Genomic DNA, 22868 nt, shown 5'->3' on the forward strand with positions numbered 1-22868 from the left:
CGCTAACCGTTTCCATGGAGCGAACTATATTGCGCAAAACATTAGCGTACAAGATAAATGTATGGAAGATTTTGTTATAGGGATTTGTTTTTCAGGAATAAGCACGGCCGGCAAGGGATGTATCCATGCCTTACGGACGACACCAGGGGGAATTTGCCCGATTCAGAGGCTGCTACAGCTCAGCATTGGTTGGGCTTGAGTGGGCGCGTATACACAGTGAGGTCGCTGGGTACGACGCACGCGGCGTTTCGCCCAAAGAGGGGAAGGGCCAGGGTTCTGCGGGAGCAGGCGATGACTGGCATCGCCAGGCGTCAGAGGGCGTCTTGCAGGTGGCCGCGTAATTCGATCAGGTCATCACGCAGCTTGCTCAACTGTTCCACACTCAACGCTGAAGCCTTGAGGATGCAGGCAGGCAATGCTTTGGCTTGTTCGTGCAGGGCGCGACCTTTGTCGGTCAGGTACAGCTGCACCACACGTTCATCCTGACTGCTGCGCTGGCGTTGCAACAGGCCTTCGCTTTCTAGGCGCTTGAGCAGAGGTGTCAATGAGCCCGGATCGGTCAGCATGCGTGCGCTGATCTCGCTGACGGTGATGCCCTCGTTTTCCCACAGCACCAGCATGGCCAGGTATTGCGGATAGGTGAGACCGAGCGCCTGCAGCAGGGGCTTGTAGGTCTTGGTCATCATCAGCGAGGTGGAATAGAGGGCGAAGCACAGCTGGTTATCCAGCATCAGCTCGGCGCAGGGTTCCACTTGGGAGGTCATGGCATTGGCCTGTGCAAGGGTGGTTGGCGTTGTCGGCAAGTGGTGCGGGCAACCCGCACCTCTGGTGACTCAGCCGCAGGATACACGGGTGATCATTCGCTGATCATCGACGTTAAGGTTAAGGCGTTGCCCATTGTATTCCAAGGTCACCACGCTGTCGGGCGTGAGAATGCGGGCGGTGCTGGCTCCGGCTTGCTGGCGTGCCTGCTCGAGCAGTTCGGGCGTCGCGGCCTGGCCTTTGAAGTGTTCGGCAGCGGACGAGGTGCAGCTATCCGGCGTTGCGCCGCTCGGTGCGGCTGCGGAGGTCGGCTTCTCGGCGTTGCTGCTGCAGCCGGCGGCGAGTAGTGCAGCGGTGAGAATCAGGCTGAAACGAGTATTGAAGTTCAACGCGTTGGGCTCCTTTTCCATAGGTGTAGCGGTCATTGCGCGCCTTCTAGGCGTGCCAGGCGTTCTTCCAGCGCTGCGATGCGCGCTTCCAGTTCGACCAGTCGATCTTCGTTAGGTGCCGCAGCTTCCCCGCGAGCAGCTGGGCGGCTCGCCAGGAGGCTCTCCAGATCGGCAGGCTCGCCGAGCAGATGCATGTAGCGATCCTCGCGCTGACCGCTTTGGCGCGGCAGCAGCAGGGCCAGCCCGCGACCGATCAGGCGCTCCAGTTGATGCTGGACTTCTGCGACATCGTCGAAGTCGTGCATGCGGTTGCTGCGCGTGAGCAGCTCGTTGAGCGTTTGCGGGCCACGCAGCATTAGCAGGCCGAGTAGCACCGTCTGTGGCTTGACCAACTCCAGATGCTTGTCGCAACGCTGTTCCCAGCGATCGGCACGGCTGCCCATCACCAGGTGCACCAGCTGGCGACCTTCGAGGCTGCGCAGGTAGCGCCCGACTTCACCGGTTTCCAGGTTCATCAGCGGTTCGCGGCTGGTCTTCTGGTTGCAGGCCAGTTGCACGGCATTGAGCGTCAGCGGGTAGGTTTCCGGTGTGGTCAGTTGCTTTTCGATCAAGCAGCCGAGGATGCGTACCTCGACAGCGTGCAGCGGAGTTTCACCAACCAGCGGGGATGGGGTGTGCGACATGGATCGATCCTGGCAGGAAGAACCTGCCTAGGTTAACGGCATCCGCGCTCAGCTGACAGGCTTCAATGTGTGTTCGAGCATGTCCAGGCTGGCGCCGAGTACCTGCTGGCGCGATTCCTCGCTGGCCATCATGCGTGCCAGCAGCAGGCTACCGAGGCATTGCGCGAGAATCGTCCAGGCCAGTTGCGGGTCGCCGATGATCTCGGCCCAGGTGCTTTGCAGCTGCAGGATCTGCTGTTCGGTACGCAGCCTGACGCGCTCATCGGCGCGGGCGATTTCCGCGCCCAGTGTTGGCAGCACGCAGCCTTTGTCCGGCTGCTCGACATGCGCCAGGCTGAGATAGGCTGCCAGGCAGCGCTGGAGTTTATCGCGCCCGGCGTCACCCGCTTCGCCGCCAAGGCGGCTCAGGCTGTTGCGCAACTCGCGCTCGATCAGTTCGGCGAACAGGTCGTCCTTGCTCGGAAAGTGGCTGTAGAAGGCCGCGCCGGTCAGACCGATGGTCTTCATCAGCGTATCCACGCCGGTCACGGCAAAACCTTGCTGCTTGGCAATCGCGCCGCTGCTGGCGAGCAGGCGCTCGCGGGTTTCGGCCTTGTGTTCGGCGGAATAACGCATGGATGGCTCCGTTCTATGCTGGGTTGACCTGCCTGAGATCGTAGCATAACGTTCGTTCAGCTAACGATCGTTAGTTAATGGAGAAAGCCATGAACGAAAACAAGAAAGTCGCGTTGATCATTGGCGCCGGTGACGCCACGGGCGGAGCCATCGCCCGGCGTTTCGCCCGCGAGGGGTATGTCGCCTGCGTCACCCGTCGTAGCCTGGACAAACTGCAACCGCTGCTGGAGGAAATCCGCGGCGAGGGCGGTGAGGCGCACGGTTTCGCGTCCGATGCACGGCGTGAGGAGCAGGTGGCTGAACTGGTCGAGAACATCGAGCGTGACATCGGCCCCATCGAGGTAATGGTGTTCAATATCGGCGCCAACGTGCCTTGCAGCATCCTCGAGGAAACCGCGCGCAAGTACTTCAAGATCTGGGAAATGGCCTGCTTCTCCGGCTTCCTGACCAGTCAGGCGGTGGCCAGACGCATGGTCGGCCGTGGCCGTGGCACCATTTTGTTCACTGGCGCCACTGCGGGTTTGCGTGGCGCTGCCGGGTTTGCTGCGTTCGCCGGGGCCAAGCACGGTATCCGGGCCCTGGCGCAGAGCATGGCGCGTGAGCTGGGGCCGCTGAACGTGCATGTCGCCCATGTGGTGGTGGATGGTGCCATCGATACCGCGTTCATCCGTGACAGCTTTCCGGAGCTCTACGCCAAGAAGGATCAGGATGGCATTCTCGATCCCGAGCACATCGCCGACAGTTACTGGTTTCTGCACAGCCAGCCGCGTGATGCCTGGACCTTCGAGCTGGACCTGCGGCCGTGGATGGAGCGCTGGTAACCTGCGTTGAACCCACGATAACGATAAAGAGCGAGTGAACCTGATGAGCAAGACGGTGGAGTTCTTCTTCGACCTGGGCAGCCCGGCGTCCTACCTGGCCTATACCCAGTTACTCGGTCTGTGCCGCGAGGCCGGCGCCGCGCTGGTGTATCGGCCGATGCTGCTCGGCGGCGTGTTCCAGGCCACCGGCAACACGTCGCCAGCGATGATTCCGGTCAAGGGCCGCTACATGATTCGCGACCTGGCACGTTTTGCCGAGCGTTACGGCGTACCGATGCGTTTCAACCCGCATTTCCCGATCAATACTCTGACGCTGATGCGCTTGCTGGTAGCCGTCCAACTGCATCAGCCGGAGCGCTTCGACGATGCCCTGCAGGCGCTATTCCGGGCTATCTGGGTCGATGGGGTGAACATGGGCGATCCGGCCAAAGTGGCAGGCGTGCTGGTGGCCGCTGGCTTCGATGCGGCGCAGTTGCAGGCGCAGATCGCTGAGCCGGCAGTCAAGGACGCACTCAAGGCGACTACCGAGGAGGCGGTCAAGCGCGGCGTATTTGGTGCACCGACCTGCTTCGTCGGCGATGAGATGTTCTTTGGCCAGGATCGCCTGGATTTCGTTCGCGAAGCCCTTCGCGCCTAGGTGCTTTTCGTACAGGGCCTGATGCCTGGCACAATGGCTGGATTATTGTCCGGCCGTTCGAGTACCCGATGAACCCCGAAGCATTGAAACTCCTGGTGACCCGCCGAATGCCTTATGGCAAGTACAAGGATCGGCTGATCGCCGATCTGCCGGGGCACTACCTCAACTGGTTCGCTCGCACGGGCTTCCCCAAGGGCGAGTTGGGCCAGTTGTTGGCGCTGATGCAGGAGATCGACCACAACGGCCTCAAGCCGCTGCTAGACCCGCTGCGAAAGAATGCGTAAGCCGTCGGGTGTGCCATGCGCATCAGCGTGCGCGTGCAGGAATTGAGGTGCGCACAGCACACCCTACGGTAATGCCGTCATCTCAATGCCAGTTGCGCCCGTGATCCAGCTTCTGGTCCACCAGCCATTTGCCGTGTGCGATGGACGCGTGCTGGGCTTTGCTCAGGTCGTCCATGAAGGCGTAATCCAGCGGTAGCGTCTTGCGTTTGCTGGTGTTGCCGTCGGGATCGGTGATCTGGCAACCACCGGCCCAGGGTGTCGGCAGGCCAGGGTGTTCCATGACGCTGGCACGGATGGTGTGGTCGCGGTGGGTGCAGGTAAGCGCGCTCATGAGGCCACCTCGTAGATCGAGGCGCCGCCCTCGGCGTCGACGCCACACCGAAGTTCCAGCCGGGAGCCGGTAGCGGCGCCGCTTGGATGAGTGATGCGTCTGTTCTCCTACCTTAGCCCAGTTGGCGCAGCAGCGAGCTTGGTCCGACAAACGCACAGGGCAGGCATTGGCCGGCCCTGAGTGGTGCTTGCCGTGAGGCTACTCGGTCGCCTCGCGCGCCTTGTCCGCGTTTCGTGGCTTGGGCGCGAAGCGGGCGGCCAAGCGCATCGAGACGGTGACCAGGCGCTGATACAGAGCCGGCATGCTGCGCTGCACCCAGTCCAGAGCGTGGGCATCGGCGCCGATGAGGATGCGCCGCTTGTTGGCCAGCACGCCATTTACGATGACCTTCGCCGCCTGTTCCGGCGTGGTGCGCAGCAGCTGGTCGTTGAATTGCTGACGCGCCTGTTCGGCGGCCTGGCCGGTGACCTTGGCCAAGCTGTCGTTCATGCGCGCGGTTTTGGCGATGTTGGTGCGGATGCCGCCGGGGTGCACACAACTGGCGGACACCCCGCAAGCGGCCATGTCCAACTCCTGTCGCAGTGACTCGGTAAAGCCACGCACGGCGAATTTGCTGGCGTTGTAGGCACTCATGCCGGGCTGGGAGAACAGGCCGAAGACACTGGAGACGTTGACCACATGGCCCTGGCCAGCCGCCTTGAGATAAGGCAGGAAGGTCTTGGTGCCGTTGATCACGCCCCAGAAGTTGATGTTCATGATCCACTCGTAGTCGGCGTAATCGTTGCCTTCCACGGTGCCACCCTGAGCCACGCCGGCATTGTTGAAGATGGCATTGACCCGGCCAAATTCGCTGACGATCTGCTCGGCCCAGGCCTCGACGGCTGCGCGGTCGGCGACGTCGACGCGCTGTTCGCTGACCGTGACGCCAAGTTTGCGCGCCTGCTCGGCAGTCTCTCGGAGACCCTCGACGTTGACGTCGGACAGCGCCAGGTGACAGCCCTGGCGTGCCAGCTGATAGGCGAGGGCGCGGCCGATACCGGAGCCGGCGCCGGTGATGGCGGCTACCTTGTTCTCGAAGGATTTCATGCGCTGGTCTCCTGCACATCGAGGGCGATGGCGTTGCTCTGTGCCGGGTGAGCGGCCTGCTTGCGGCTGAAGTGGTAGGCAGGGGGATCGAAGTGACGCGTCAGCATGCGGTAGCGCCAGGTGAAGCCCGGCCACACCGTGCAGTTGCGGCCACTGACCGGGTGCAGGTACCAGCTCATGCATCCGCCGGTGTTCCATACGGTGCTACCGAGAGTGCCTTGAATCTTCCTGTTGAAGGCGTCCTGCGCCTCGCGTTTGGGCTCCAGGCTCTGCAGCTGGCCCTCTTCAAGCTGCTTGAGGGCGCCAAGCACATAGGTGATCTGCGACTCGATCATATAGACCATGGAGTTGTGGCCCAGGCCGGTGTTCGGCCCCATGAGGAAGAACAGATTGGGGAAGCCAGCGGTCATGGTGCCCTTGTAGGCTTCCGGGCCCTCGGGCCAGGTGTCGAGCAGGTCGATGCCGCCACGGCCGAACACCGTGCCGCGTGGCAGCGGGTCGCTGGGAGTGAAGCCGGTACCGAAGATGATGGCGTCCACCTCGCGTTCCTGGCCATCGGCCGTGCGTACGCCATGCGGCAGGATCTCGGTGACGCTATCGGTGATCACCTCGACATTGGGCTGAACCAGTGCCGGGTAGTAATCGTTGGAGATCAGCACGCGCTTGCAGCCCATGGTGTAGTCCGGGGTCACCTTGGCGCGCAGTACCGGGTCCTTGATCTGCTTGTTGATGTACAGCTTGGCGATGCCCTGGGCCATGCGCAGCAGGCGAGGGGCGAAGGCGAAGGCGATGACCCGGCTTTCGAGGATGCTGTACAGGGCGCCGCGCCAGAGTTTCTGCGCCAGAGGGAAGCGCTTGAAGCGCTCGCGTTCATCATCGCGAATGGCGCGGTCCGGCTTGGGCATGATCCACGGTGCCGTGCGCTGGTAGAGATCGAGCTGCGCAACCTGCTTTTGTATCTGCGGCACGAACTGGATGGCCGAGGCGCCGGTACCGATCACCGCCACGCGCTTGCAGGTCAGGTCGTAGTCGTGATTCCACTGCTGTGAATGGAACACCTCGCCGGTGAAGTTCTCCAGGCCCTTGAGCTTGGGAATCGACGGGGTAGAGAGCGCGCCCATGCCGGAGACCACGAACTGCGCGCTGTACTGGTTGCCGGCGCGATCCAGCAGATGCCACCGCTCGGCGTGCTCGTCCCAGCGCATCTGCACCACTTCTGTGTCCAGCAGGGTCTTGTCCTGCAGGCGGTACTTCTCCCAGCAACCTTGCAGATACGCCGTGATTTCCGGCTGCCTGGCGAACATCCGCGTCCAGTTCGGGTTCGGCTCGAAGGAGAAGGAATACAGGTGTGATTGCACGTCGCAGCCGCAGCCCGGGTAGTTGTTCACCCGCCAGGTGCCGCCAACGCCGGCTTCCTTCTCGAACAGCAGGAAGTCCTGCTCACCCTGCTGCTTTAGGCGAATGGCCATGCCCAGGCCGGAGAAACCGCTGCCAAGAATGGCGATTTTGCAATGACGGGCGGCGGTAGGGGGTGACACGGGCGCATTCATGGCTGAGCTCCTGATTGTCGTTCTTGTTGGTGTCTGCACGCCAAGGGACGTCAGTTACTGAAACCGAGGCGCTCGCGCCAACGATTTTCCAGTTTGTCGGTGTCGTGATCCTTGGGGTGGAAGCCCGGGCGGTAATAGTCCAGGTACGGACCAAGCAGCTTGGTGAAGAAACCGTTGCGCGGGCCAAACAGCTTCGTCAGGCCGAATCCCCAGCTGCGCCAGTTGAAGAGCTGGCCGTCCTTGCGCAGCAGATGGATCTGAAACCAGCCGATCACGCCGAAGAACAGCGCAGTGGTCAGCAGCATCACCAACGTGCGGGTGAAGTAGCCGCCGTAGACCTCCTGGTAGACGTCGTAGCACACGGCCTTATGCTCGTTTTCCTCGATGGCGTGCCACATCCACAGTTGATACAGCTTCGGGTCGTTCATCTGCGTGGTGAGGTCTTCACGCTTGAGCAGTTGCTCGGCCATGGTCGCGGTGAAGTGTTCCAGGGCACAGGTGGCGGCCAGGCGCTGCTTCTTGGTGCTGAAACGGGTGACCCATTCCAGCAGCACCTTGATGCGCAGCTCGAGGCGTTCCAGGTCGATATCGTGCTCGTTGGCGTAGTCGTTGTAGGCCGCATGCTCCTTGGAGTGCATGGCCTCCTGACCGATGAAGGCGCTGATGTCCTTTTTCAGCTGCGGCTCGCTGACCTGGTCGCGTACGGCGCGCACGCTGTCGACGAAGAACTTCTCGCCGTAAGGGAACAGCGACGACAGGTTGTTCATGAAATGACTCATGAAGGGGTCGTTATAGAACCAGTATTTCGGTGTTTCGCTGAAACTGAAGTCCATGCGACGCACGGGGAAGTTGGATTTTGGCTGCGGTAGGGCGGTACTGGCGCTCATCGTTCGAGTCCTCTTCCGAGTTGGAACTCCCAAGTGTCGTGCGGCTCTCGTTGGCAGCACTCGGCGTCGCAGGTGGTCAATCTCGACAGACCAACTGTGTCATTGAACGATGTAACTATCGGGCGTGCGGACGCTGAGCGCCGCCAACTTAAGGCGGGTCTGATGGGCAGACACAGGGGGAGAGGACGTGCAACCCGCCGTGCCAGAGACGGCGGATTGCGCTGGTGGCGGGGGTTACGGCGCGTTACGGCGCAGCTCGGCCACTTCGCTGCGCAGTGCGCGCAGCTCGTCGAGAATTGCCTGTTCGCGAGCTACTGCGGCTTGCTCCTCGGCATTTGGCTCGTGGGTGTTCTGCATCGCGTTGACGATAACGGCGATGAACAGGTTGAGCATCATGAATGTGGCGACGAGGATATAGGGCACGAAGAACAGCCAGGCCAGCGGATGTTCTTCCATTACCGGTCGCACGATGCCCATCGACCAGCTTTCCAGGGTCATTACCTGGAACAGGGTGTACAGGCTGGCACCGATGTTACCGAACCACTCTGGAAAGCTCTCACCGAACAGCTGGGTGGCCATCACAGCGGCGACATAGAACACCAACCCCATCAGCATGACGATGCTGCCCATGCCGGGTAGCGAGGCGAGCAGCGCCTGCACCACCTTACGCATGCTTGGGTTGATCGACACCAGTCGCAATACCCGCAGCACGCGCAAGGCGCGTAGCACGGCGAAGGGGCCGCTGGCGGGTATCAGGGCGATGCCCACCACCAGGCAATCGAATACGGCCCAGGGGTCACGTAGCAGACCGACGCCACGGGCGGTGAAGCGCAGCGCCAGCTCGATGACGAAGCAGGTGAGGATGAAGGTATCGAGGATCAGCAGCGGCGTGCCCCAGTCGGTCATGATCGACGGTGACGTCTGCAGGCCGAGAATCACGGCATTGATGACGATCAGCAGAGTGATCAGGCGCTGAATGATGGCGCCGTCCATGACAGCGCCCAGGCGTTGACGCCAGTCGCTGGATGGATTCAGTTCGAGTTCGTGCATGGGAGTCTGGTCAAGGTCATCGGTGATGCCGGGCATTGCCCGGCAGAATCATCAACCCACTTGTGGGTTGGCAGGCGCTTCGGCTCAGTGATCGTCGAGGGCGAAGGCCGTCAGCGTGAAGGTGGGGATGCCGGCGTCCTGCAGCTTCTGTGAGCCACCCAGCTCAGGCAGGTCGATGATCGCGGCGGCCTCGAAGATCGTTGCACGCATGCGTCGTACCAGGTTGGCTGCGGCGATCAGGGTACCGCCGGTTGCGATCAGGTCATCGAAGATCAGTACCGAATCGCCCTCACAGAGGCTGTCGCTGTGCACTTCGAGAAAGGCTTCGCCGTATTCGGTCTGGTAACCCTCGCTGAGGACGTCCGCCGGCAGTTTGCCCTGCTTGCGAAACAACACCAGAGGCTTGTTCAGTTCGTAGGCGATGATCGAGCCGATCAGGAAGCCGCGCGCGTCCATGGCGCCGATATGGCTGAACTCAGCCTCCACGTAACGTTGGATGAAACTGTCGGCGACCATGCGCAGGGCGCGCGGCGACTGGAACAGCGGGGTGATGTCGCGAAAGATGACGCCCGGCTTGGGGAAGTCCGGTACCGGGCGGATCAGGGTCTTGATGCTGAATTCGTCAAAGATCATCGTGGGGTCCTAATGCGTTGAGCCCGCGAAAACTGTGCGAACTCAAACGTCGAGATTGCCGCCTGCCAGAGCACACAGCTCGATCGGGTCGAGGATGTGCACTTCCTTGCCTTCGGCTTCGAGCAGCTTGTTCTGTTGGAAGCGGGTAAATACGCGAGACACCGTCTCCACCGCAAGGCCCAAATAGTTACCAATTTCGTTGCGCGACATGGACAGACGGAACTGGTTGGCCGAGAAACCGCGTGCGCGGAAGCGGGCGGAAAGGTTGACCAGGAAGGTGGCGATGCGTTCGTCGGCGGTCTTCTTCGACAGCAACAGCATCATCTGCTGATCGTCGCGGATCTCGCGGCTCATGATACGCATTAGCTGGCGGCGCAGTTGCGGCAGCTGCAGGGCCAGGTCGTCGAGGCGCTCGAAGGGAATCTCGCAGACCGAGGTGGTTTCCAGTGCCTGCGCGGAAACCGGGTAGCGCTCGCCGTCGACCCCGGACAGGCCGACCAGCTCGCTGGGCAGGTGGAAGCCGGTGATCTGCTCCTCACCGCCATCGCTCAGGCTGAAGGTCTTCAGGGCGCCGGAGCGCACGGCGAACACAGAGCCGAAGGTGTCGCCCTGGCGGAACAGGAATTCGCCCTTTTTCAGCGGACGGCCGCGTTTGACGATGTCGTCGAGCGCGTCCATGTCTTCCATGTTCAGCGAGATCGGCAGGCACAGGCTGGCCAGGCTGCAATCCTTGCAATGGGCTTGATGCTGCTTGTGCAGCTTGATGCTCTCGGACATCGTTGGGCTTCCCGGATATACACGCAATATTCGTAAGGGTACCGCAGGGCTCGGGTGGCGGCCAGCCATATAAGGGCTGACCGAGCGCTCAAGTTTAGCTTCTGGGTGCCGATCCAGACTGTAGAACCATAGTCCAAAGCAGGGAGCAGCGCGATGCGCATACCATCCAGTGGGCCGCTGAATAATCTGGTGCAGGGCGTTCAGCGACAATTTACCGCAGTCGAGCGGAGCCCCGAGGAGGTGCGCGAGGGGCTCCGTGTGAGTCTGTCCGAGTTGGGCAAGAGCATGTCGGCCAAGTCCGACAAGAACGAGGACATCGACAACAGCGATCTGCCCAAGGCGATCAAGGACCTGCTCAAGATGATCCGCGAGTTGCGTGCGCAGATCGTCGAGAAGCAGGCGCAGATAGAGGCGATCATGAGCGATCAGAGCCTCGATGCGGAAACCAAGCGCCAGCAGCTTGAAGGACTGCAGACCGAGCTGGCGTCGCTCAACAGCGCATTGACTGCGGCCAATGCCAACCTGATCAAGCTCATGCGTGAGAACGGCCTGTCGAACGAGCAGATGCAGACCGCCGCCACGCTGGCGATGGGGTGATGCGTCAGCCAGTGACGGAGTCCGTCACTGGCGCAGGCTACTGGTGTTCAGATCACCCGAGAAAAACGCTGGCGTACCTGATCGTTGAGATAGCGGTCGAACAGCATGCATAGCGAGCGCACCAGCAGACGCCCGGCCGGGCGCACCTGAATCCCTTCTGCACCCAGCTCGATCAAACCGTCACGGTCGAGCTGCTGAAGTTGTGGCCAAAGCGCCGCGAAGTAGTCGCGGAATACCACGCCGTGGGCCTGTTCGATGTCGGCGAAACGCAGCTCGAAGTGGCAGATCAGCTGCTGGATCACGGCGCGGCGCAGGCGGTCGTCGGCATTGCAGTGCACGCCGCGACGCGTTGCCAACTGGCCATTGCCCAGGGTCTGCTGATAGCTGGCGATATCGCTGTCATTCTGGCTGTACAGATCACCGATCTGGCTGATGGCAGAGACGCCCAGGCCAATCAGGTCACAGTGGCCGTGGGTGGTGTAGCCCTGGAAGTTGCGTTGCAGTGTGCCTTCTTCCTGGGCGATGGCCAGTTCGTCGTCGGGCAGGGCGAAGTGGTCCATGCCTATGTAACGATACCCGGCGCGCGTCAGCTGCTCGATGCTGTTCTGCAACATGGCCAGCTTGTCCGCCGGGCTCGGCAGGTCGTCGGCACTGATGCGCCGTTGCGGCATGAAGCGTTCCGGCAGGTGCGCGTAATTGAACAGCGACAGGCGATCCGGCTGCAGGGCGATGACCTCGGCCACGGTGCGGGCGAAGCGCTCTGGCGTTTGTTTGGGCAGGCCGTAGATCAGGTCGATGTTCACCGAGCGGAACTGCAGGGTACGCGCCGCCTCGACGATGGCGCGGGTTTCCTCCAGGGTCTGCAGGCGATTGACCGCGCGTTGCACCTCGGGGTCGAGGTCCTGCACGCCGAGGCTGACGCGATTGAAGCCCAGCTCACGCAGCAGGCCCATGGTCGACCAGTCAGCCTCGCGTGGGTCGATCTCGATGCTGTAGTCGCCGGAGTCGTCATCCAGCAGGTTGAAATGCTGGCGCAGGTGCTGCATCAGCCGACGTAGTTCGTCGTGACTGAGGAAGGTCGGTGTACCGCCACCGAAATGCAGCTGTTCGATTGGCTGGTTGCGGTCGATGTAGCGGCTGATGATCTCGATTTCCCGCTCGAGCTTTTCCAGATAGGGCAGGGCGCGGCCGCGGTCCTTGGTGATGACCTTGTTGCAGGCGCAGTAGTAGCAGATGTGCGCGCAGAACGGCACGTGCACGTATAGCGACAGCGGACGTTTGGCCTTGCGGCTGTCGCGCAGGGCATGCAGCAGGTCGAACGGGCCGATATCGTCGTGAAACTGTACGGCAGTCGGGTAGGAGGTGTAGCGCGGGCCGGCGAGATCGTAGCGGCGGATCAGGTCGGCATCCCACTGGATGGCGTCGAGCATGGGAAATAATCCTGGACAGGCTGTGCGGCCAGTCTAGGGATGCGCGTAGGGGGTGGCCTTGACCTGAATCAAGGGCACGTTGAGCACTGGAGGTGTTGTCGCGGCGTAGCCCGGATGCAATCCGGGGATGTTGGGCGTTTTGCTCCCGGATTACATCCGGGCTACGCCTCAGTGCCCCATCAGCCAGTGCTGGTGTGGGCCGGGCAGGGTCCAGATACCGAACAGGATGACCAGCAGGCCGCCAGCCATGCGCACGCCGCGCTTGCGTAGCAGGGTTGTGATGCGTTCTGCTGCCAGCCCGGTGGCCAGCAGCACCGGCCAGGTGCCCAGGCCGAACGCCAGCATCAGCAGGGCACTGTTGACTGCATTGCCCTGGCTGGAGGCCCACAGCAGGGTGCTGTAGACCAGCCCGCACGGCAACCAGCCCCATAAACCACCCAGGACCAGGGCGCGCGGCAGATTGCTGACCGGCATGAAGCGCCGGGTCAGCGGTTGGATATGCCGCCACAGGCCGCGGCCCAGTGCTTCGATGCGTGTCAGCCCGCTCCACCAGCCGGCCAGATAAAGACCCATGGCAATCAGCAGCAAGGCAGCCATTGTGCGCATCGCCACTTCGGCCTTGCTGCCGGCAATGGCCCAGCCGGCCAGTCCCAGGAGCAAGCCTGCAAGGCTGTAGCTGAGAATGCGCCCGAGGTTGTAAGCCAGCAGCAGCTGTAGACGCTTGCCGCGTTGCTCGGGGGGAATCGCCAGAGTCAGCGCGCCCATCAGGCCGCCGCACATGCCGAGGCAATGACCGCCACCGAGCAAGCCGAGAATCAGCGCCGACACCAACAGCGGTGCCAGCTCAAGCATCAGGTTTGCCCTGCTTGCTGTGGTCCTCGGCCTGCTCGACGCCAGCCTTGTGCAGTGGATCTTCGTCGTCGAACAGAATGCTGTGCGCTGGGCCGTCGAGATCGTCGTACTGACCGCTGTCCACCGCCCAGAAGAACAGCCAGATGGCGAAACCGACCAGGCCGATGGCGACGGGGATCAGGATGTAGAGGGCGGACATGCGGTCTCCATGGAGGCGTCTGGGTAGGAGCGAGCATCGCGAGCGAAGAAGCGGTTCGCGAGCAGAGCTCGCTCCTACGTGTTCGGGGTGCGGCTCAGGCGCAGGGCGTTGAGCACCACCAGCAGCGAGCTAAGGGACATGCCCACGGCTGCCCAGATCGGCGTGATCCAGCCCAAGGCGGCGAAGGGCAGTACCAGGCCATTGTACAGCGTCGCCCAGGCCAGGTTCTCGATGATGATACGGCGCGTGCGCTTGGCCAGCTTCAGGCCGTCGACCAGGCTGCTCAGTCGGTTCGACAGCAACACGGCGTCGGCGCTGGTTTTCGCCAGGTCAGAGGCCGAGCCCATGGCCACGCTGATGTCGGCGGCAGCCAATACCGGTACGTCGTTGACGCCGTCGCCAAGCATCAGCACGCGCCGCCCTTCGCCGTGCAACTGCTTGAGCACTGCCAGCTTGGCATCCGGGGTCAGGCCGCCCCGAGCGGCTTCGATGCCCAGTTGGCGGGCGACTTCGCCCACCATCGGCGAGCTGTCGCCGGAGAGCAGGTGAATATGCCAGCCGCGGGCGCGGGCAGCGGCGATCAGCGCAGGCGCATCTTCGCGCAGGCGGTCGTCGAGGACGAACCAGGCTAGCGGCCCCTGTTCGTCGCCCAGCAGCAGCCATTGGCCGTGCTCGCTGGCAATCGCGGGTACTGCCTGGCCACTGAGGGCGCAGACGAAGCTGGCCTCACCAATGCGTAGCAGGCGACCGTCGACGCTGCCCTGCAGGCCCTGGCCCGGGTAGCTGTCGACAGATTCCGCCGCGCGTGGCGCCTGGCTGAAGGCGCGGGCGATGGGGTGTTCCGAACGGTTTTCCAGTGCGGCGGCCAGCGCCAGGCAAGCGCCCTGGTCGAGATCGCGCAGCGGATGGATGGCCTTGAGCGTCAGGCGGCCTTCGGTCAGCGTGCCGGTCTTGTCGAGCACCAGGGTGTCGATCTGGTTCAGGCCTTCGAGCACATGGCCGCGCGTCAGCAGCATGCCCAGCTTGTGCAGGGTGCCGGTGGCGGTGGTCAGCGCAGTCGGGGTGGCCAGGGCCAGGGCGCAGGGGCAGGTGGCCACGAGCAGGGCGAGCACGACCCAGAAGGCGCGGCTGGAGTCGATCTCCCACCAGGCGAAACCGACCACGGCGGCAGCGATCAGGATGAACAGCAGGAACCATTGCGACACGCGGTCGGCGATTTCCGCCAGGCGTGGTTTTTCGCTTTGCGCCCTATCCAGCAAGCGCACGATGGCCGACAGGCGCGTGGCATCGCCCAGCGCCTGCACTTCGACGGTCAGCGGGCCTTCGACGTTCAGCGTGCCAGCGGTAACGCTGTCGCCGATGCCGCGTGGCAGCGGCAGGTACTCGCCGGTGAGCAGCGATTCGTCGACACTGGATTGGCCGGCGAGGATGCGCCCGTCGGCGGGAATCAGCGAGCCGGGTTGCACCAGCACCTGCTCACCTTCGCGCAGCTCGCTGAGCAGGATGCGCTGGCTCTGGCCGTCGTCGCTCAGGCGCAGACAAGAGGCCGGCAGCAGCTTGACCAACTGCGCCGTAGCGGCGGCTGTGCGTTCTCGTGCACGGCGCTCCAGGTAGCGTCCGGCGAGCAAGAACAGCGCGAACATGCCCACGGCGTCGAAATACAGTTCGCCCTGGCCGGTGATGGTCGACCAGATGCCGGCCACGTAGGCACCGCCGATGGCCAGCGATACCGAGACGTCCATGGTCAGGTGGCGGGTACGCAGGTCGCGCAGGGCACCACGGAAGAACTGACCGCAGCAGTAGAAGACGATAGGCGTGGTGAGAAACAGGCTGGTCCAGCGCAGGATCTTGTCCAGCTCCGGCGACAGGTCGATGTTGAATTCCGGCCAGGTGGCCATGGTCGCCATCATCACCTGCATCCACAGCAGCCCGGCCACGCCCAGCTCGCGCATGCGCCGGCGGTTTTCCGCAGCCAGGCGTTCAGCGGCCTCGTCTGCCCGCCAGGGGTGCGCGGCATAGCCGATGCGGCGCAATTCGGCGAGTAGCTGGCTCAGGGGAATCTGGCTGTCCTGCCAGCGCACTTGCAGGCGGTGGTTGGACAGGTTCAGGTGCGCTTCGGCCACGCCTGGCACGCCGCGCAGGTGTTTCTCGATCAGCCAGCCGCAGGCGGCGCAGCTGATGCCCTCGATCAGCAACTGGGTTTCACTCAGCTCGCCTTCGTGCTGGACGAAGGGCTGCTGTACGTCGCTGCGATCGTACAGCGCCAGTTCGTCAGGCAGCGCGGCGGGCAGCGCCTGAGGGTTGGCGGCGTTTTCGCTGCGATGGCTGTAGTAGTGCTCCAGGCCGCCGGCGACGATGGCTTCGGCCACGGCCTGGCAGCCGGGGCAGCACATCTCGCGAGTCTGGCCGAGCACGTCGGCGCGGAACTGGCTGCCGGCAGGAACCGGCAGGCCACAGTGGTAGCAGGGAGTCGGGGCGGGCATTGGCGGGGTCAGTAGGAGGGGTTGTCACCGATCATGATGGTCTGGCCATCGGTGATGTTCTCTTCCTCGAACAGGCGCCAGTTCTGGCTGCCTTCCTGGCCGAGCAGTTCGACGAAGCGGCGACCACTGACTTGATCGACCATCTGCCCATGGTACTGGCCATCGGCATTGGGCTGCAGGATCACGCGGCGGTCGCGCTCCGGCTGGGTTGGCGAGATCAGGTTGAGGACGATCTGCTGCGGTCTGCTGTTGCCTTCCAGCGACAGGGTGGCGACACCGGTGGTGTTGTCCAGCACCAGCTCGCCATGCAGTTGCAGACGCTCGGCCAGCTTTTCGCGTTCCAGCGACTGGTTGATGCCCTTGCCGACGTCGTAGTAGTCGTCGGAGATCAGCCCTGGCGGGTTCTTGGTGGCGATGGTCAGCAGGGTCAGACCCTGCACCACCGAGTAGCCCAGCAGGAACAGGATGAACCAGGGCCAGAACTGCTTGTACCAGGGTTTGACGGGCGATTGGGTTTGCTCGGTCATGCGTTTTCCGTTGTCAGCGGACGCTTGGGCCAATGAAGCGGCTGTCGGCGTCGTTCTTGATACTGGAGTCATCCGCGGATTGTACGTGGAAGACGATGTTGTTGGCGCTCGACGGCAGCTTCTCCGGTGCGATGGACAGCTCTACCGGGAAGGAATACACCTCGCCCGCCAGGGCCCGCACTTCGCGCTTGCCTTCGTAGACCAGGCCATCGAGGCCGTCGGCGCTGATCACGTAGGTCATGTCGCGTTGTGACTTGTTCATGATCTTCAGGGTGTAGACGTTCTCGATGTGGCCGCGCTCGTTCTCACGGAAGAGCACGCGGTCCTTGAGCACGTCCAGCTCCACCAGCGGGCGATTGGCCACGGCCCAGGCGAACAGGCCGATCATGGCGACCAGCGCGACAGCGTACCCGATCAGGCGCGGGCGCAGCAGGTGGGTCTGGCGGCCAGACAGGTTGTGTTCAGTGGTGTAGCTGATCAGCCCTTTGGGGTAGTTCATCTTGTCCATGATGTCGTCGCAGGCGTCGATACACGCGGCGCAGCCGATGCACTCGATCTGCAGGCCATCACGGATGTCGATGCCAGTGGGGCAGACCTGCACGCACATCTTGCAGTCGATGCAGTCGCCGAGGCCCTGCGCCTTGTAGTCGGCGTCCTTCTTGCGCGGCCCGCGCGATTCGCCGCGTCGCGGATCGTAGGAGACGATCAGGGTGTCCTGGTCGAACATCACGCTCTGGAAGCGTGCGTAGGGGCACATGTAGATGCACACCTGCTCACGCAGGTAGCCGGCGTTGCCGTAGGTGGCGAGGGTGAAGAAACCGATCCAGAAATAGGCCCAGCCGCTGGCTTCACCGGTAAAAATCTCGATCACCAGGTCGCGAATCGGCGTGAAGTAGCCAACGAAGGTGATCGCGGTCAGCAGTGACACGCCAACCCAGATGCCATGCTTGGCCAGCTTGCGCCCGAATTTCTTGCCGCTCATGGGCTGCTTGTCCAGCTTCATGCGCTGGTTGCGGTCACCTTCGGTGACTTTTTCCGCCCACATGAATACCCAGGTGAACACGCTTTGCGGGCAGGTGTAGCCGCACCAGACGCGGCCAGCGAACACGGTGATGAAGAACAGGCCGAAGGCGCAGATGATCAGCAACCAAGACAGCAGCATGAAGTCCTGCGGCCAGTAAGTGGCGCTGAAAATGTAGAACTTGCGTTCGGGGAGGTTCCACCAGACCGCCTGGCGGCCGTTCCAGCTCAGCCACACCGTGCCGAAGAAGAGAATGAAGAGGAGGGCGCCGCCAGCGACTCGCAAGTTGCGAAACAGGCCGGTGAACGCGCGGGTGTAGATCTTCTCGCGGCTGGCGTAGAGATCGACGCTGGCATTCTTGGCAGGAGGAGGGGTGACGTCCTGGACGGGAATCTGTTCGCTCATCAGTGCATACCACGGCGGTTGGTTGGCAGCCCGGGCCGATGCGTGCCGGTCAGGGTCAGTTCACGATCACTATATGGTACGCCTGAAAGACAACGCCCGGGTGCGACCAGCAGTCGCGACCCGGGCGTTCATTGACCCTTGTCAAAAGAGTCGTCTGTGCTTACTGCTCTTCGGCCTTGTGCGACAGGCTGTACACGTAGGCAGCCAGCAGGTGCACCTTGTCGTTACCGAGGAATTCTTCCTGGGCCGGCATCTTGCCGTGACGACCGTAACGGATGCTCTGCTGCAGTTGTGCGTAGCTGCTGCCGTAGATGAACGCTGCCGGGTTGGTCAGGTTCGGTGCACCCATGGCCGCGGTACCCTTGCCGTCAGCACCGTGGCAGGCGAAACAGGTACCGGCGAAGACCTTCTGGCCTGCTTCGATATCGGCTTCCACGCCTTCCGGCAGTTCACGACCGCCCAGTTGGGTCAGCACGTAGGCAGCGACGTTGCGTACACCGTCTTCGCCGATGGCCGGGCCTTGAGCCGGCATGGCGCCTTCGCGACCTTTGAGGATGGTGGTCTTGATGGTTTCCGGCTCGCCGCCCCAACGCCACTCGTTGTCGGTCAGGTTGGGGAAGCCGTAGCTGCCTTTGGCATCGGAGCCGTGGCAAACGGAGCAGTTGGAGGCGAACAGACGACCACCCATTTTCAGGGCTTGCTCGTCCTTGGCCACTTCCTCGATCGGCATGGCGGCGTATTTGGCGAACAGCGGACCGTACTGCTCATCGGCGCGCGCCATTTCCTTTTCCCACTGGTGCACACCGGTCCAGCCGGTGTGACGCATGGAGCCGTCAGCGATCTGTACACCAGCAGCGAAAGGCGTTTCCTTTTCGCTGTCGACGTAGTCGTAGCCCGGCAGCAGGCCTTTCCAGTTACCCAGGCCCGGGTACAGGGCGAGGTAGCCGAGGGCGAAGATGATGGTCGCGACGAACAGCATGAACCACCACTTCGGCAGCGGGTTGTCATACTCCTCGATGCCGTCGAAGCTGTGGCCGACGGTCTCTTCGGTGGTTTCCTGGCGCTGGCCCTTGCGGGTGCCGAAGATCAGCCAGGTCAGGGCGAAGATGGTGCCCAGAGACAGAATGGTTACGTACCAACTCCAGAACGTGGTCATTGGTTATTGCTCCTGGAAGAGTCTTGATCGCGCTTGGACTCGGGCTTGGGATCGTCGGCGAAGGGCAGGTTGGCTGCTTCGTCGAAGCTCGATTTGCGCTTGCTGCTGTAGGCCCAGAGCACCACGCCAATGAAGGCGATGAAAACGACCGCCGTGCCGATGCCGCGAATTATCCCGATGTCCATAGCGTCTTACCGTTTGTTCTTGATGGAAGTACCGAGAACCTGGAGATACGCAACCAGCGCGTCCATTTCGGTATTGCCTTTCACTGCATCGCGAGCACCGGCGATATCTTCGTCGGTGTAGGGGATGCCGAAGCCACGCATGACTTCCATCTTCTTGGCGGTGTCGCGACCGTCGAGCTTGTTCTCCACCAGCCACGGGTAGGCAGGCATTTTCGACTCAGGCACGACGTTGCGCGGGTTGTACAGGTGGGCACGATGCCACTCGTCCGAGTAACGACCGCCAACGCGGGCCAGGTCCGGACCGGTACGCTTGGAGCCCCACAGGAAGGGGTGATCCCAGACGCTTTCGCCGGCGACGGAGTAGTGGCCGTAGCGCTCGGTTTCGGCGCGGAACGGACGAATCATCTGCGAGTGGCAGCCGACGCAGCCTTCACGGATGTAGATGTCGCGACCTTCCAGCTGCATCGCGGTGTAGGGCTTGAGGCCTTCCACCGGCTCATTGGTGACGTCCTGGAAGAACAGCGGGACGATCTGGGTCAGGCCGCCGATGCTGACGGCAATCACCATCAGCAGCGCCATCAGGCCGATATTCTTCTCGATGATTTCGTGTTTCATCAGTGAGCTACTCCGGCGGGAATCTGCGCAGCCGCTTCGTATTCAGCCGGCTTGGCGGCACGCACGGTGCGGAAGGTGTTGTAGGCCATCAGCAGCATGCCGGTGACGAAGAAGGCGCCGCCGATCATGCGTACGACATAGCCTGCATGGCTGGCTTCAAGGGCTTCGACGAAGGAGTAGGTGAGGGTGCCGTCTTCGTTGACTGCGCGCCACATCAGACCCTGGGTGATGCCGTTGACCCACATCGAGGCGATGTACAGCACGGTACCGATGGTAGCCAGCCAGAAGTGGGTGTTGATCAGGGCGATGCTGTGCATCTGCTCGCGACCGAATACTTTCGGCAGCAGGTGATACAGCGAGCCGATGGAGATCATCGCAACCCAGCCAAGGGCGCCGGCGTGCACGTGGCCGATGGTCCAGTCGGTGTAGTGGGACAGGGCGTTGACGGTCTTGATGGCCATCATCGGGCCTTCGAAGGTCGACATGCCGTAGAAGGCCAGGGAGACCACCAAGAAGCGCAGGATTGGGTCGGTGCGCAGCTTATGCCAGGCGCCAGACAGACTCATCATGCCGTTGATCATGCCGCCCCAGCTTGGAGCCAGCAGAATGACCGACATGGCCATACCGAGGGACTGAGCCCAATCCGGCAGTGCGGTGTAGTGCAGGTGGTGCGGACCGGCCCAGATGTACAGGGTGATCAGCGCCCAGAAGTGCACGATGGACAGGCGATACGAGTAGATCGGACGCTCGGCCTGCTTGGGTACGAAGTAGTACATCATCCCCAGGAAGCCGGTGGTCAGGAAGAAGCCCACGGCGTTGTGGCCGTACCACCACTGGATCATCGCGTCGGTCGCGCCGGCATAGGCCGAGTACGACTTGAACAGGCTTACCGGCATGGCGGCGCTGTTGACGATGTGCAGCATGGCGGTCACGAGGATGAACGCACCGAAGAACCAGTTGCCCACATAGATGTGCTTGGTCTTGCGCTTGACGATGGTGCCGAAGAACACCAGCAGATAGGTGATCCAGACGATGCCCAGAAGGATATCGACCGGCCACTCGAGCTCGGCGTATTCCTTGGAGCTGGTGTAGCCCATCGGCAGGGTGATCACCGCCAGGACGATGACCGCTTGCCAGCCCCAGAAGGTGAAGGCAGCCAGACCGTCGGAGATCAGGCGCGTCTGACAGGTGCGCTGGACCACGTAATACGAGGTCGCAAACAGTGCGCATCCGCCGAAGGCGAAGATCACCGCGTTGGTGTGCAGCGGGCGCAGACGGCCGAAGCTCGTCCACGGCAGGCCCAGGTTGAGTTCCGGCCACACGAGTTGTGCGGCGATGAACACGCCTAGACCCATGCCAATGACCCCCCAGATCACCGTCATAATGGCGAACTGGCGGACCACCTTATAGTTATAAGCAGTCTGACTGATTGCTGTGCTCATGCTAGGGGTTCCACGGTTAATGGAGTTTTATGGGGCAAAAATCGGCGGCAAGTATGTAGAAAGCAGGTAGCCATTGCAACGCAACGTGCCGACACGAATAGGGTTTCAGGGCTTTTCGCGAGCCGTTTGCAACGGCCTCGGAAACAGCTCTGTCAGCTTTTGGCGCAACCAGTTTGCGCAGCGCTAAGAAAGGATCGCCTTAGAGTTGTGACAGATGGCGACTGAAAGGCAGCTTAGCCCAGATCAAGGAAATTGCAGGGCTATTGGTCGGCGGGTGCGACACTGAGTCGCACAGGTGTGAGGAGGGGCCGGCGACCGCGATTCGGTCGCCGGTAATGCAGGGGGAGGTTACTTGTTTTCGCCCTGGCTCAGCTTGAGCACGTAGGCGGCCAGCAGGTGGGCCTTGTCATTGCCGAGGAAGTCGCCCTGAGCTGGCATGTTGCCGCTGCGTCCGTAGCGAATGGTCTGTTGCAGTTGGGCGAAGCTGCTGCCGTAGATGAACGCGCTGGGTTGAGTCAGGTTCGGTGCGCCCATCGCCTGCATGCCGGTACCGGCCGGGGTGTGGCAGGCGGAGCAGATGGTGGCGAAGATCTGCTTGCCGGCGGCGACGTCGGCCTGGGCATCGTCCGGCAGTTCACGGCCACCGAGTTCGGTGAGGACGTAGGCAGCCACGTTGCGTACGCCATCTTCGCCGATCACCGGGCCTTGTGCCGGCATCATGCCCATACGGCCATGCATAATGGTGGTCTTGATGGTTTCCGGCTCGCCGCCCCAGCGCCAACTGCTGTCGGCCAGGTTGGGGAAGCCATAGCTGCCCTTGGCATCGGAGCCGTGGCAAACCGCGCAGTTGGAGGCGAACAGGCGACCGCCCATTTTTAGCGCGCGCTCGTCCTTGGCTACTTCCTCGATGGGCATGGCGGCATATTTGGCGAAGATCGGCCCGTATTGCTCATCGGCACGGTTCATCTCGCGCTGCCACTGGTTGACCTGGGTCCAGCCGTCCTCATAGCCCGGCAGCAGACCCTTGAAGTCGCCCAGGCCGGGATACAGCAGCAGGTAGCCCACGGAGAACACCAGGGTGCCGAGGAACAGCATGAACCACCACTTCGGCAGTGGGTTGTCATATTCCTCGATGCCATCGAAGGCATGGCCCATGGTCTGTTCGGTCGGGCTTTTGTGCACCTCGCTCTTGCGAGTGGCGAAGATCAGCCAGAACAGGGCGACCATGGTGCCGAGGGTCAGCAGGGTGATGTACCAACTCCAGAAGGTGGTCATGCTTGGGTCCTCGAAACGGCGGGCTTGGGCTCATCGGCGAAGGGCAGGTTGGCGGCTTCGGCGAAGGCGTCGCGGCGTTTGCCGCTGTAGGCCCAGAGGGTGACGGCGGTGAAGGCGATCAGGACCAGCGCGGTGCCTAGGCCGCGCAGGGTGCCGATATCGATAAGCTCGAACAT

At 62.4% G+C, this 22868-nt stretch carries 28 protein-coding genes; 5 read left to right on the forward strand and 23 right to left on the reverse strand.

Going from position 1 to position 22868, the window contains the following annotated elements; genetic code table 11:
* The coding region (locus tag CXP40_RS23850) for a hypothetical protein (protein WP_218238940.1) at positions 1-199 on the forward strand (199 nt) is incomplete at its 5' end.
* A 112-nt stretch (positions 200-311) separates the two neighbouring features.
* Here the strand turns inward: CXP40_RS23850 and CXP40_RS00005 are convergent.
* The 4 genes from CXP40_RS00005 to CXP40_RS00020 form a co-directional block, all read right to left on the reverse strand.
* Positions 312-764, reverse strand: coding sequence for a MarR family winged helix-turn-helix transcriptional regulator (locus CXP40_RS00005; protein WP_099523645.1), 453 nt, complete (start codon positions 762-764; stop codon positions 312-314).
* Between the two features lie 69 nt (positions 765-833).
* A complete protein-coding gene (locus CXP40_RS00010) occupies positions 834-1172 on the reverse strand; it encodes an I78 family peptidase inhibitor (protein ID WP_166432397.1) in 339 nt (112 codons plus the stop codon).
* 11 nt (positions 1173-1183) lie between these two features.
* On the reverse strand, positions 1184-1834 hold the full coding sequence (locus CXP40_RS00015; protein WP_106732093.1) for a YceH family protein: 651 nt from the start codon (positions 1832-1834) through the stop codon (positions 1184-1186).
* A gap of 48 nt (positions 1835-1882) precedes the next feature.
* Positions 1883-2449 carry a TetR/AcrR family transcriptional regulator gene (locus CXP40_RS00020; RefSeq protein ID WP_106732094.1) on the reverse strand — a complete coding sequence of 189 codons (567 nt, stop codon included), beginning with the start codon at positions 2447-2449 and terminating at the stop codon, positions 1883-1885.
* Positions 2450-2538: 89 nt separating this feature from the next.
* On the opposite strand from CXP40_RS00020, the gene CXP40_RS00025 reads away from it, so the two are divergent.
* The 3 genes from CXP40_RS00025 to CXP40_RS00035 all read left to right on the forward strand — a co-directional run bounded on the left by CXP40_RS00025 (position 2539) and on the right by CXP40_RS00035 (position 4191).
* Positions 2539-3270 (forward strand): SDR family oxidoreductase, encoded by a 732-nt coding sequence (locus CXP40_RS00025; RefSeq protein WP_099523651.1) that lies wholly within the window; start codon positions 2539-2541, stop codon positions 3268-3270.
* Between the two features lie 43 nt (positions 3271-3313).
* Complete coding sequence (locus CXP40_RS00030) at positions 3314-3907, forward strand: 2-hydroxychromene-2-carboxylate isomerase (RefSeq protein ID WP_106732095.1); 594 nt, start codon at positions 3314-3316, stop codon at positions 3905-3907.
* Between the two features lie 68 nt (positions 3908-3975).
* Positions 3976-4191 (forward strand): DUF3820 family protein, encoded by a 216-nt coding sequence (locus CXP40_RS00035; protein WP_099523655.1) that lies wholly within the window; start codon positions 3976-3978, stop codon positions 4189-4191.
* Between the two features lie 82 nt (positions 4192-4273).
* Here CXP40_RS00035 and CXP40_RS00040 read toward each other — a convergent pair whose 3' ends face one another.
* The 7 genes from CXP40_RS00040 to fnr all read right to left on the reverse strand — a co-directional run bounded on the left by CXP40_RS00040 (position 4274) and on the right by fnr (position 10505).
* Entirely contained in the window at positions 4274-4522 is a 249-nt protein-coding gene (locus CXP40_RS00040; RefSeq protein WP_106732096.1) for a hypothetical protein, read from the reverse strand.
* Between the two features lie 198 nt (positions 4523-4720).
* Positions 4721-5608, reverse strand: a complete 888-nt coding sequence (locus tag CXP40_RS00045; RefSeq protein ID WP_106732097.1) for an SDR family oxidoreductase — start codon at positions 5606-5608, stop codon at positions 4721-4723.
* Positions 5605-7158: an NAD(P)/FAD-dependent oxidoreductase gene (locus CXP40_RS00050; RefSeq protein WP_106732098.1), complete on the reverse strand. Its 1554-nt coding sequence runs from the start codon at positions 7156-7158 to the stop codon at positions 5605-5607. The genes CXP40_RS00045 and CXP40_RS00050 overlap by 4 nt, the downstream gene beginning before the upstream one ends.
* 50 nt (positions 7159-7208) lie before the next feature.
* Positions 7209-8045 (reverse strand): metal-dependent hydrolase, encoded by an 837-nt coding sequence (locus CXP40_RS00055; protein WP_106732099.1) that lies wholly within the window; start codon positions 8043-8045, stop codon positions 7209-7211.
* 234 nt (positions 8046-8279) lie between these two features.
* Entirely contained in the window at positions 8280-9095 is an 816-nt protein-coding gene (locus CXP40_RS00060) for an ion transporter (protein WP_106732476.1), read from the reverse strand.
* Positions 9096-9179: 84 nt separating this feature from the next.
* A complete protein-coding gene (locus tag CXP40_RS00065) occupies positions 9180-9728 on the reverse strand; it encodes an adenine phosphoribosyltransferase (protein ID WP_003460975.1) in 549 nt (182 codons plus the stop codon).
* A 42-nt stretch (positions 9729-9770) separates the two neighbouring features.
* Entirely contained in the window at positions 9771-10505 is a 735-nt protein-coding gene (gene fnr / locus CXP40_RS00070) for a fumarate/nitrate reduction transcriptional regulator Fnr (protein ID WP_106732100.1), read from the reverse strand.
* Between the two features lie 153 nt (positions 10506-10658).
* On the opposite strand from fnr, the gene CXP40_RS00075 reads away from it, so the two are divergent.
* Positions 10659-11102: a hypothetical protein gene (locus tag CXP40_RS00075; protein ID WP_017677213.1), complete on the forward strand. Its 444-nt coding sequence runs from the start codon at positions 10659-10661 to the stop codon at positions 11100-11102.
* A gap of 47 nt (positions 11103-11149) precedes the next feature.
* On the opposite strand, the gene hemN is transcribed toward CXP40_RS00075, so the two are convergent.
* The 12 genes from hemN to CXP40_RS00135 all read right to left on the reverse strand — a co-directional run bounded on the left by hemN (position 11150) and on the right by CXP40_RS00135 (position 22868).
* The gene (hemN, locus tag CXP40_RS00080) at positions 11150-12532 is read right to left on the reverse strand and encodes an oxygen-independent coproporphyrinogen III oxidase (protein WP_106732101.1); all 1383 of its coding nucleotides are present in this window, start codon (positions 12530-12532) and stop codon (positions 11150-11152) included.
* 168 nt (positions 12533-12700) lie between these two features.
* Complete coding sequence (locus CXP40_RS00085; protein ID WP_104726956.1) at positions 12701-13384, reverse strand: sulfite exporter TauE/SafE family protein; 684 nt, start codon at positions 13382-13384, stop codon at positions 12701-12703.
* Positions 13377-13583, reverse strand: coding sequence for a cbb3-type cytochrome oxidase assembly protein CcoS (gene ccoS / locus CXP40_RS00090; protein WP_106732102.1), 207 nt, complete (start codon positions 13581-13583; stop codon positions 13377-13379). Before ccoS ends, CXP40_RS00085 begins: the two co-directional genes overlap by 8 nt.
* Positions 13584-13657: 74 nt before the next feature.
* Positions 13658-16066, reverse strand: coding sequence for a heavy metal translocating P-type ATPase (locus tag CXP40_RS00095; protein ID WP_106732103.1), 2409 nt, complete (start codon positions 16064-16066; stop codon positions 13658-13660).
* Between the two features lie 8 nt (positions 16067-16074).
* Entirely contained in the window at positions 16075-16593 is a 519-nt protein-coding gene (locus tag CXP40_RS00100; protein WP_099523675.1) for a FixH family protein, read from the reverse strand.
* Between the two features lie 13 nt (positions 16594-16606).
* Entirely contained in the window at positions 16607-18019 is a 1413-nt protein-coding gene (gene ccoG, locus CXP40_RS00105; protein ID WP_106732104.1) for a cytochrome c oxidase accessory protein CcoG, read from the reverse strand.
* A gap of 160 nt (positions 18020-18179) precedes the next feature.
* Positions 18180-19175, reverse strand: coding sequence for a cytochrome-c oxidase, cbb3-type subunit III (gene ccoP, locus CXP40_RS00110; RefSeq protein ID WP_106732105.1), 996 nt, complete (start codon positions 19173-19175; stop codon positions 18180-18182).
* Complete coding sequence (locus tag CXP40_RS00115) at positions 19172-19360, reverse strand: cbb3-type cytochrome c oxidase subunit 3 (protein WP_099523682.1); 189 nt, start codon at positions 19358-19360, stop codon at positions 19172-19174. The genes ccoP (CXP40_RS00110) and CXP40_RS00115 overlap by 4 nt, the downstream gene beginning before the upstream one ends.
* Positions 19361-19366: 6 nt before the next feature.
* Complete coding sequence (gene ccoO / locus CXP40_RS00120) at positions 19367-19975, reverse strand: cytochrome-c oxidase, cbb3-type subunit II (protein WP_013715226.1); 609 nt, start codon at positions 19973-19975, stop codon at positions 19367-19369.
* Positions 19975-21417 (reverse strand): cytochrome-c oxidase, cbb3-type subunit I, encoded by a 1443-nt coding sequence (gene ccoN, locus CXP40_RS00125; RefSeq protein ID WP_099523684.1) that lies wholly within the window; start codon positions 21415-21417, stop codon positions 19975-19977. The genes ccoO and ccoN overlap by 1 nt, the downstream gene beginning before the upstream one ends.
* 348 nt (positions 21418-21765) lie before the next feature.
* Positions 21766-22692, reverse strand: a complete 927-nt coding sequence (gene ccoP, locus CXP40_RS00130) for a cytochrome-c oxidase, cbb3-type subunit III (protein WP_106732106.1) — start codon at positions 22690-22692, stop codon at positions 21766-21768.
* Positions 22689-22868, reverse strand: coding sequence for a CcoQ/FixQ family Cbb3-type cytochrome c oxidase assembly chaperone (locus CXP40_RS00135; protein WP_017677201.1), 180 nt, complete (start codon positions 22866-22868; stop codon positions 22689-22691). Before CXP40_RS00135 ends, ccoP (CXP40_RS00130) begins: the two co-directional genes overlap by 4 nt.

It is taken from the genome of Pseudomonas sp. YY-1 (assembly GCF_002843095.1).
GTDB classification, from domain to species: Bacteria; Pseudomonadota; Gammaproteobacteria; order Pseudomonadales; family Pseudomonadaceae; genus Aquipseudomonas; species Aquipseudomonas sediminis_A.

What these genes read in the sequence shown, in the direction of transcription:
- CXP40_RS00075 (WP_017677213.1), top strand. Translation starts at nt 10,659, where the DNA reads ATGCGCATACCATCCAGTGGGCCGCTGAATAATCTGGTGCAGGGCGTT.
- CXP40_RS00095 (WP_106732103.1), bottom strand. Translation starts at nt 16,066, where the DNA reads ATGCCCGCCCCGACTCCCTGCTACCACTGTGGCCTGCCGGTTCCTGCC.
- CXP40_RS00005 (WP_099523645.1), bottom strand. Translation starts at nt 764, where the DNA reads ATGACCTCCCAAGTGGAACCCTGCGCCGAGCTGATGCTGGATAACCAG.
- ccoS (WP_106732102.1), bottom strand. Translation starts at nt 13,583, where the DNA reads ATGTCCGCCCTCTACATCCTGATCCCCGTCGCCATCGGCCTGGTCGGT.
- CXP40_RS00020 (WP_106732094.1), bottom strand. Translation starts at nt 2,449, where the DNA reads ATGCGTTATTCCGCCGAACACAAGGCCGAAACCCGCGAGCGCCTGCTC.
- CXP40_RS00035 (WP_099523655.1), top strand. Translation starts at nt 3,976, where the DNA reads ATGAACCCCGAAGCATTGAAACTCCTGGTGACCCGCCGAATGCCTTAT.
- ccoN (WP_099523684.1), bottom strand. Translation starts at nt 21,417, where the DNA reads ATGAGCACAGCAATCAGTCAGACTGCTTATAACTATAAGGTGGTCCGC.
- CXP40_RS00115 (WP_099523682.1), bottom strand. Translation starts at nt 19,360, where the DNA reads ATGGACATCGGGATAATTCGCGGCATCGGCACGGCGGTCGTTTTCATC.
- CXP40_RS00040 (WP_106732096.1), bottom strand. Translation starts at nt 4,522, where the DNA reads ATGAGCGCGCTTACCTGCACCCACCGCGACCACACCATCCGTGCCAGC.
- ccoG (WP_106732104.1), bottom strand. Translation starts at nt 18,019, where the DNA reads ATGAGCGAACAGATTCCCGTCCAGGACGTCACCCCTCCTCCTGCCAAG.
- CXP40_RS00010 (WP_166432397.1), bottom strand. Translation starts at nt 1,172, where the DNA reads ATGGAAAAGGAGCCCAACGCGTTGAACTTCAATACTCGTTTCAGCCTG.
- hemN (WP_106732101.1), bottom strand. Translation starts at nt 12,532, where the DNA reads ATGCTCGACGCCATCCAGTGGGATGCCGACCTGATCCGCCGCTACGAT.
- CXP40_RS00135 (WP_017677201.1), bottom strand. Translation starts at nt 22,868, where the DNA reads ATGTTCGAGCTTATCGATATCGGCACCCTGCGCGGCCTAGGCACCGCG.
- CXP40_RS00045 (WP_106732097.1), bottom strand. Translation starts at nt 5,608, where the DNA reads ATGAAATCCTTCGAGAACAAGGTAGCCGCCATCACCGGCGCCGGCTCC.
- CXP40_RS00025 (WP_099523651.1), top strand. Translation starts at nt 2,539, where the DNA reads ATGAACGAAAACAAGAAAGTCGCGTTGATCATTGGCGCCGGTGACGCC.
- ccoO (WP_013715226.1), bottom strand. Translation starts at nt 19,975, where the DNA reads ATGAAACACGAAATCATCGAGAAGAATATCGGCCTGATGGCGCTGCTG.
- CXP40_RS00100 (WP_099523675.1), bottom strand. Translation starts at nt 16,593, where the DNA reads ATGACCGAGCAAACCCAATCGCCCGTCAAACCCTGGTACAAGCAGTTC.
- CXP40_RS00085 (WP_104726956.1), bottom strand. Translation starts at nt 13,384, where the DNA reads ATGCTTGAGCTGGCACCGCTGTTGGTGTCGGCGCTGATTCTCGGCTTG.
- ccoP (WP_106732106.1), bottom strand. Translation starts at nt 22,692, where the DNA reads ATGACCACCTTCTGGAGTTGGTACATCACCCTGCTGACCCTCGGCACC.
- CXP40_RS00065 (WP_003460975.1), bottom strand. Translation starts at nt 9,728, where the DNA reads ATGATCTTTGACGAATTCAGCATCAAGACCCTGATCCGCCCGGTACCG.
- ccoP (WP_106732105.1), bottom strand. Translation starts at nt 19,175, where the DNA reads ATGACCACGTTCTGGAGTTGGTACGTAACCATTCTGTCTCTGGGCACC.
- CXP40_RS00060 (WP_106732476.1), bottom strand. Translation starts at nt 9,095, where the DNA reads ATGCACGAACTCGAACTGAATCCATCCAGCGACTGGCGTCAACGCCTG.
- fnr (WP_106732100.1), bottom strand. Translation starts at nt 10,505, where the DNA reads ATGTCCGAGAGCATCAAGCTGCACAAGCAGCATCAAGCCCATTGCAAG.
- CXP40_RS00050 (WP_106732098.1), bottom strand. Translation starts at nt 7,158, where the DNA reads ATGAATGCGCCCGTGTCACCCCCTACCGCCGCCCGTCATTGCAAAATC.
- CXP40_RS00015 (WP_106732093.1), bottom strand. Translation starts at nt 1,834, where the DNA reads ATGTCGCACACCCCATCCCCGCTGGTTGGTGAAACTCCGCTGCACGCT.
- CXP40_RS00055 (WP_106732099.1), bottom strand. Translation starts at nt 8,045, where the DNA reads ATGAGCGCCAGTACCGCCCTACCGCAGCCAAAATCCAACTTCCCCGTG.
- CXP40_RS00030 (WP_106732095.1), top strand. Translation starts at nt 3,314, where the DNA reads ATGAGCAAGACGGTGGAGTTCTTCTTCGACCTGGGCAGCCCGGCGTCC.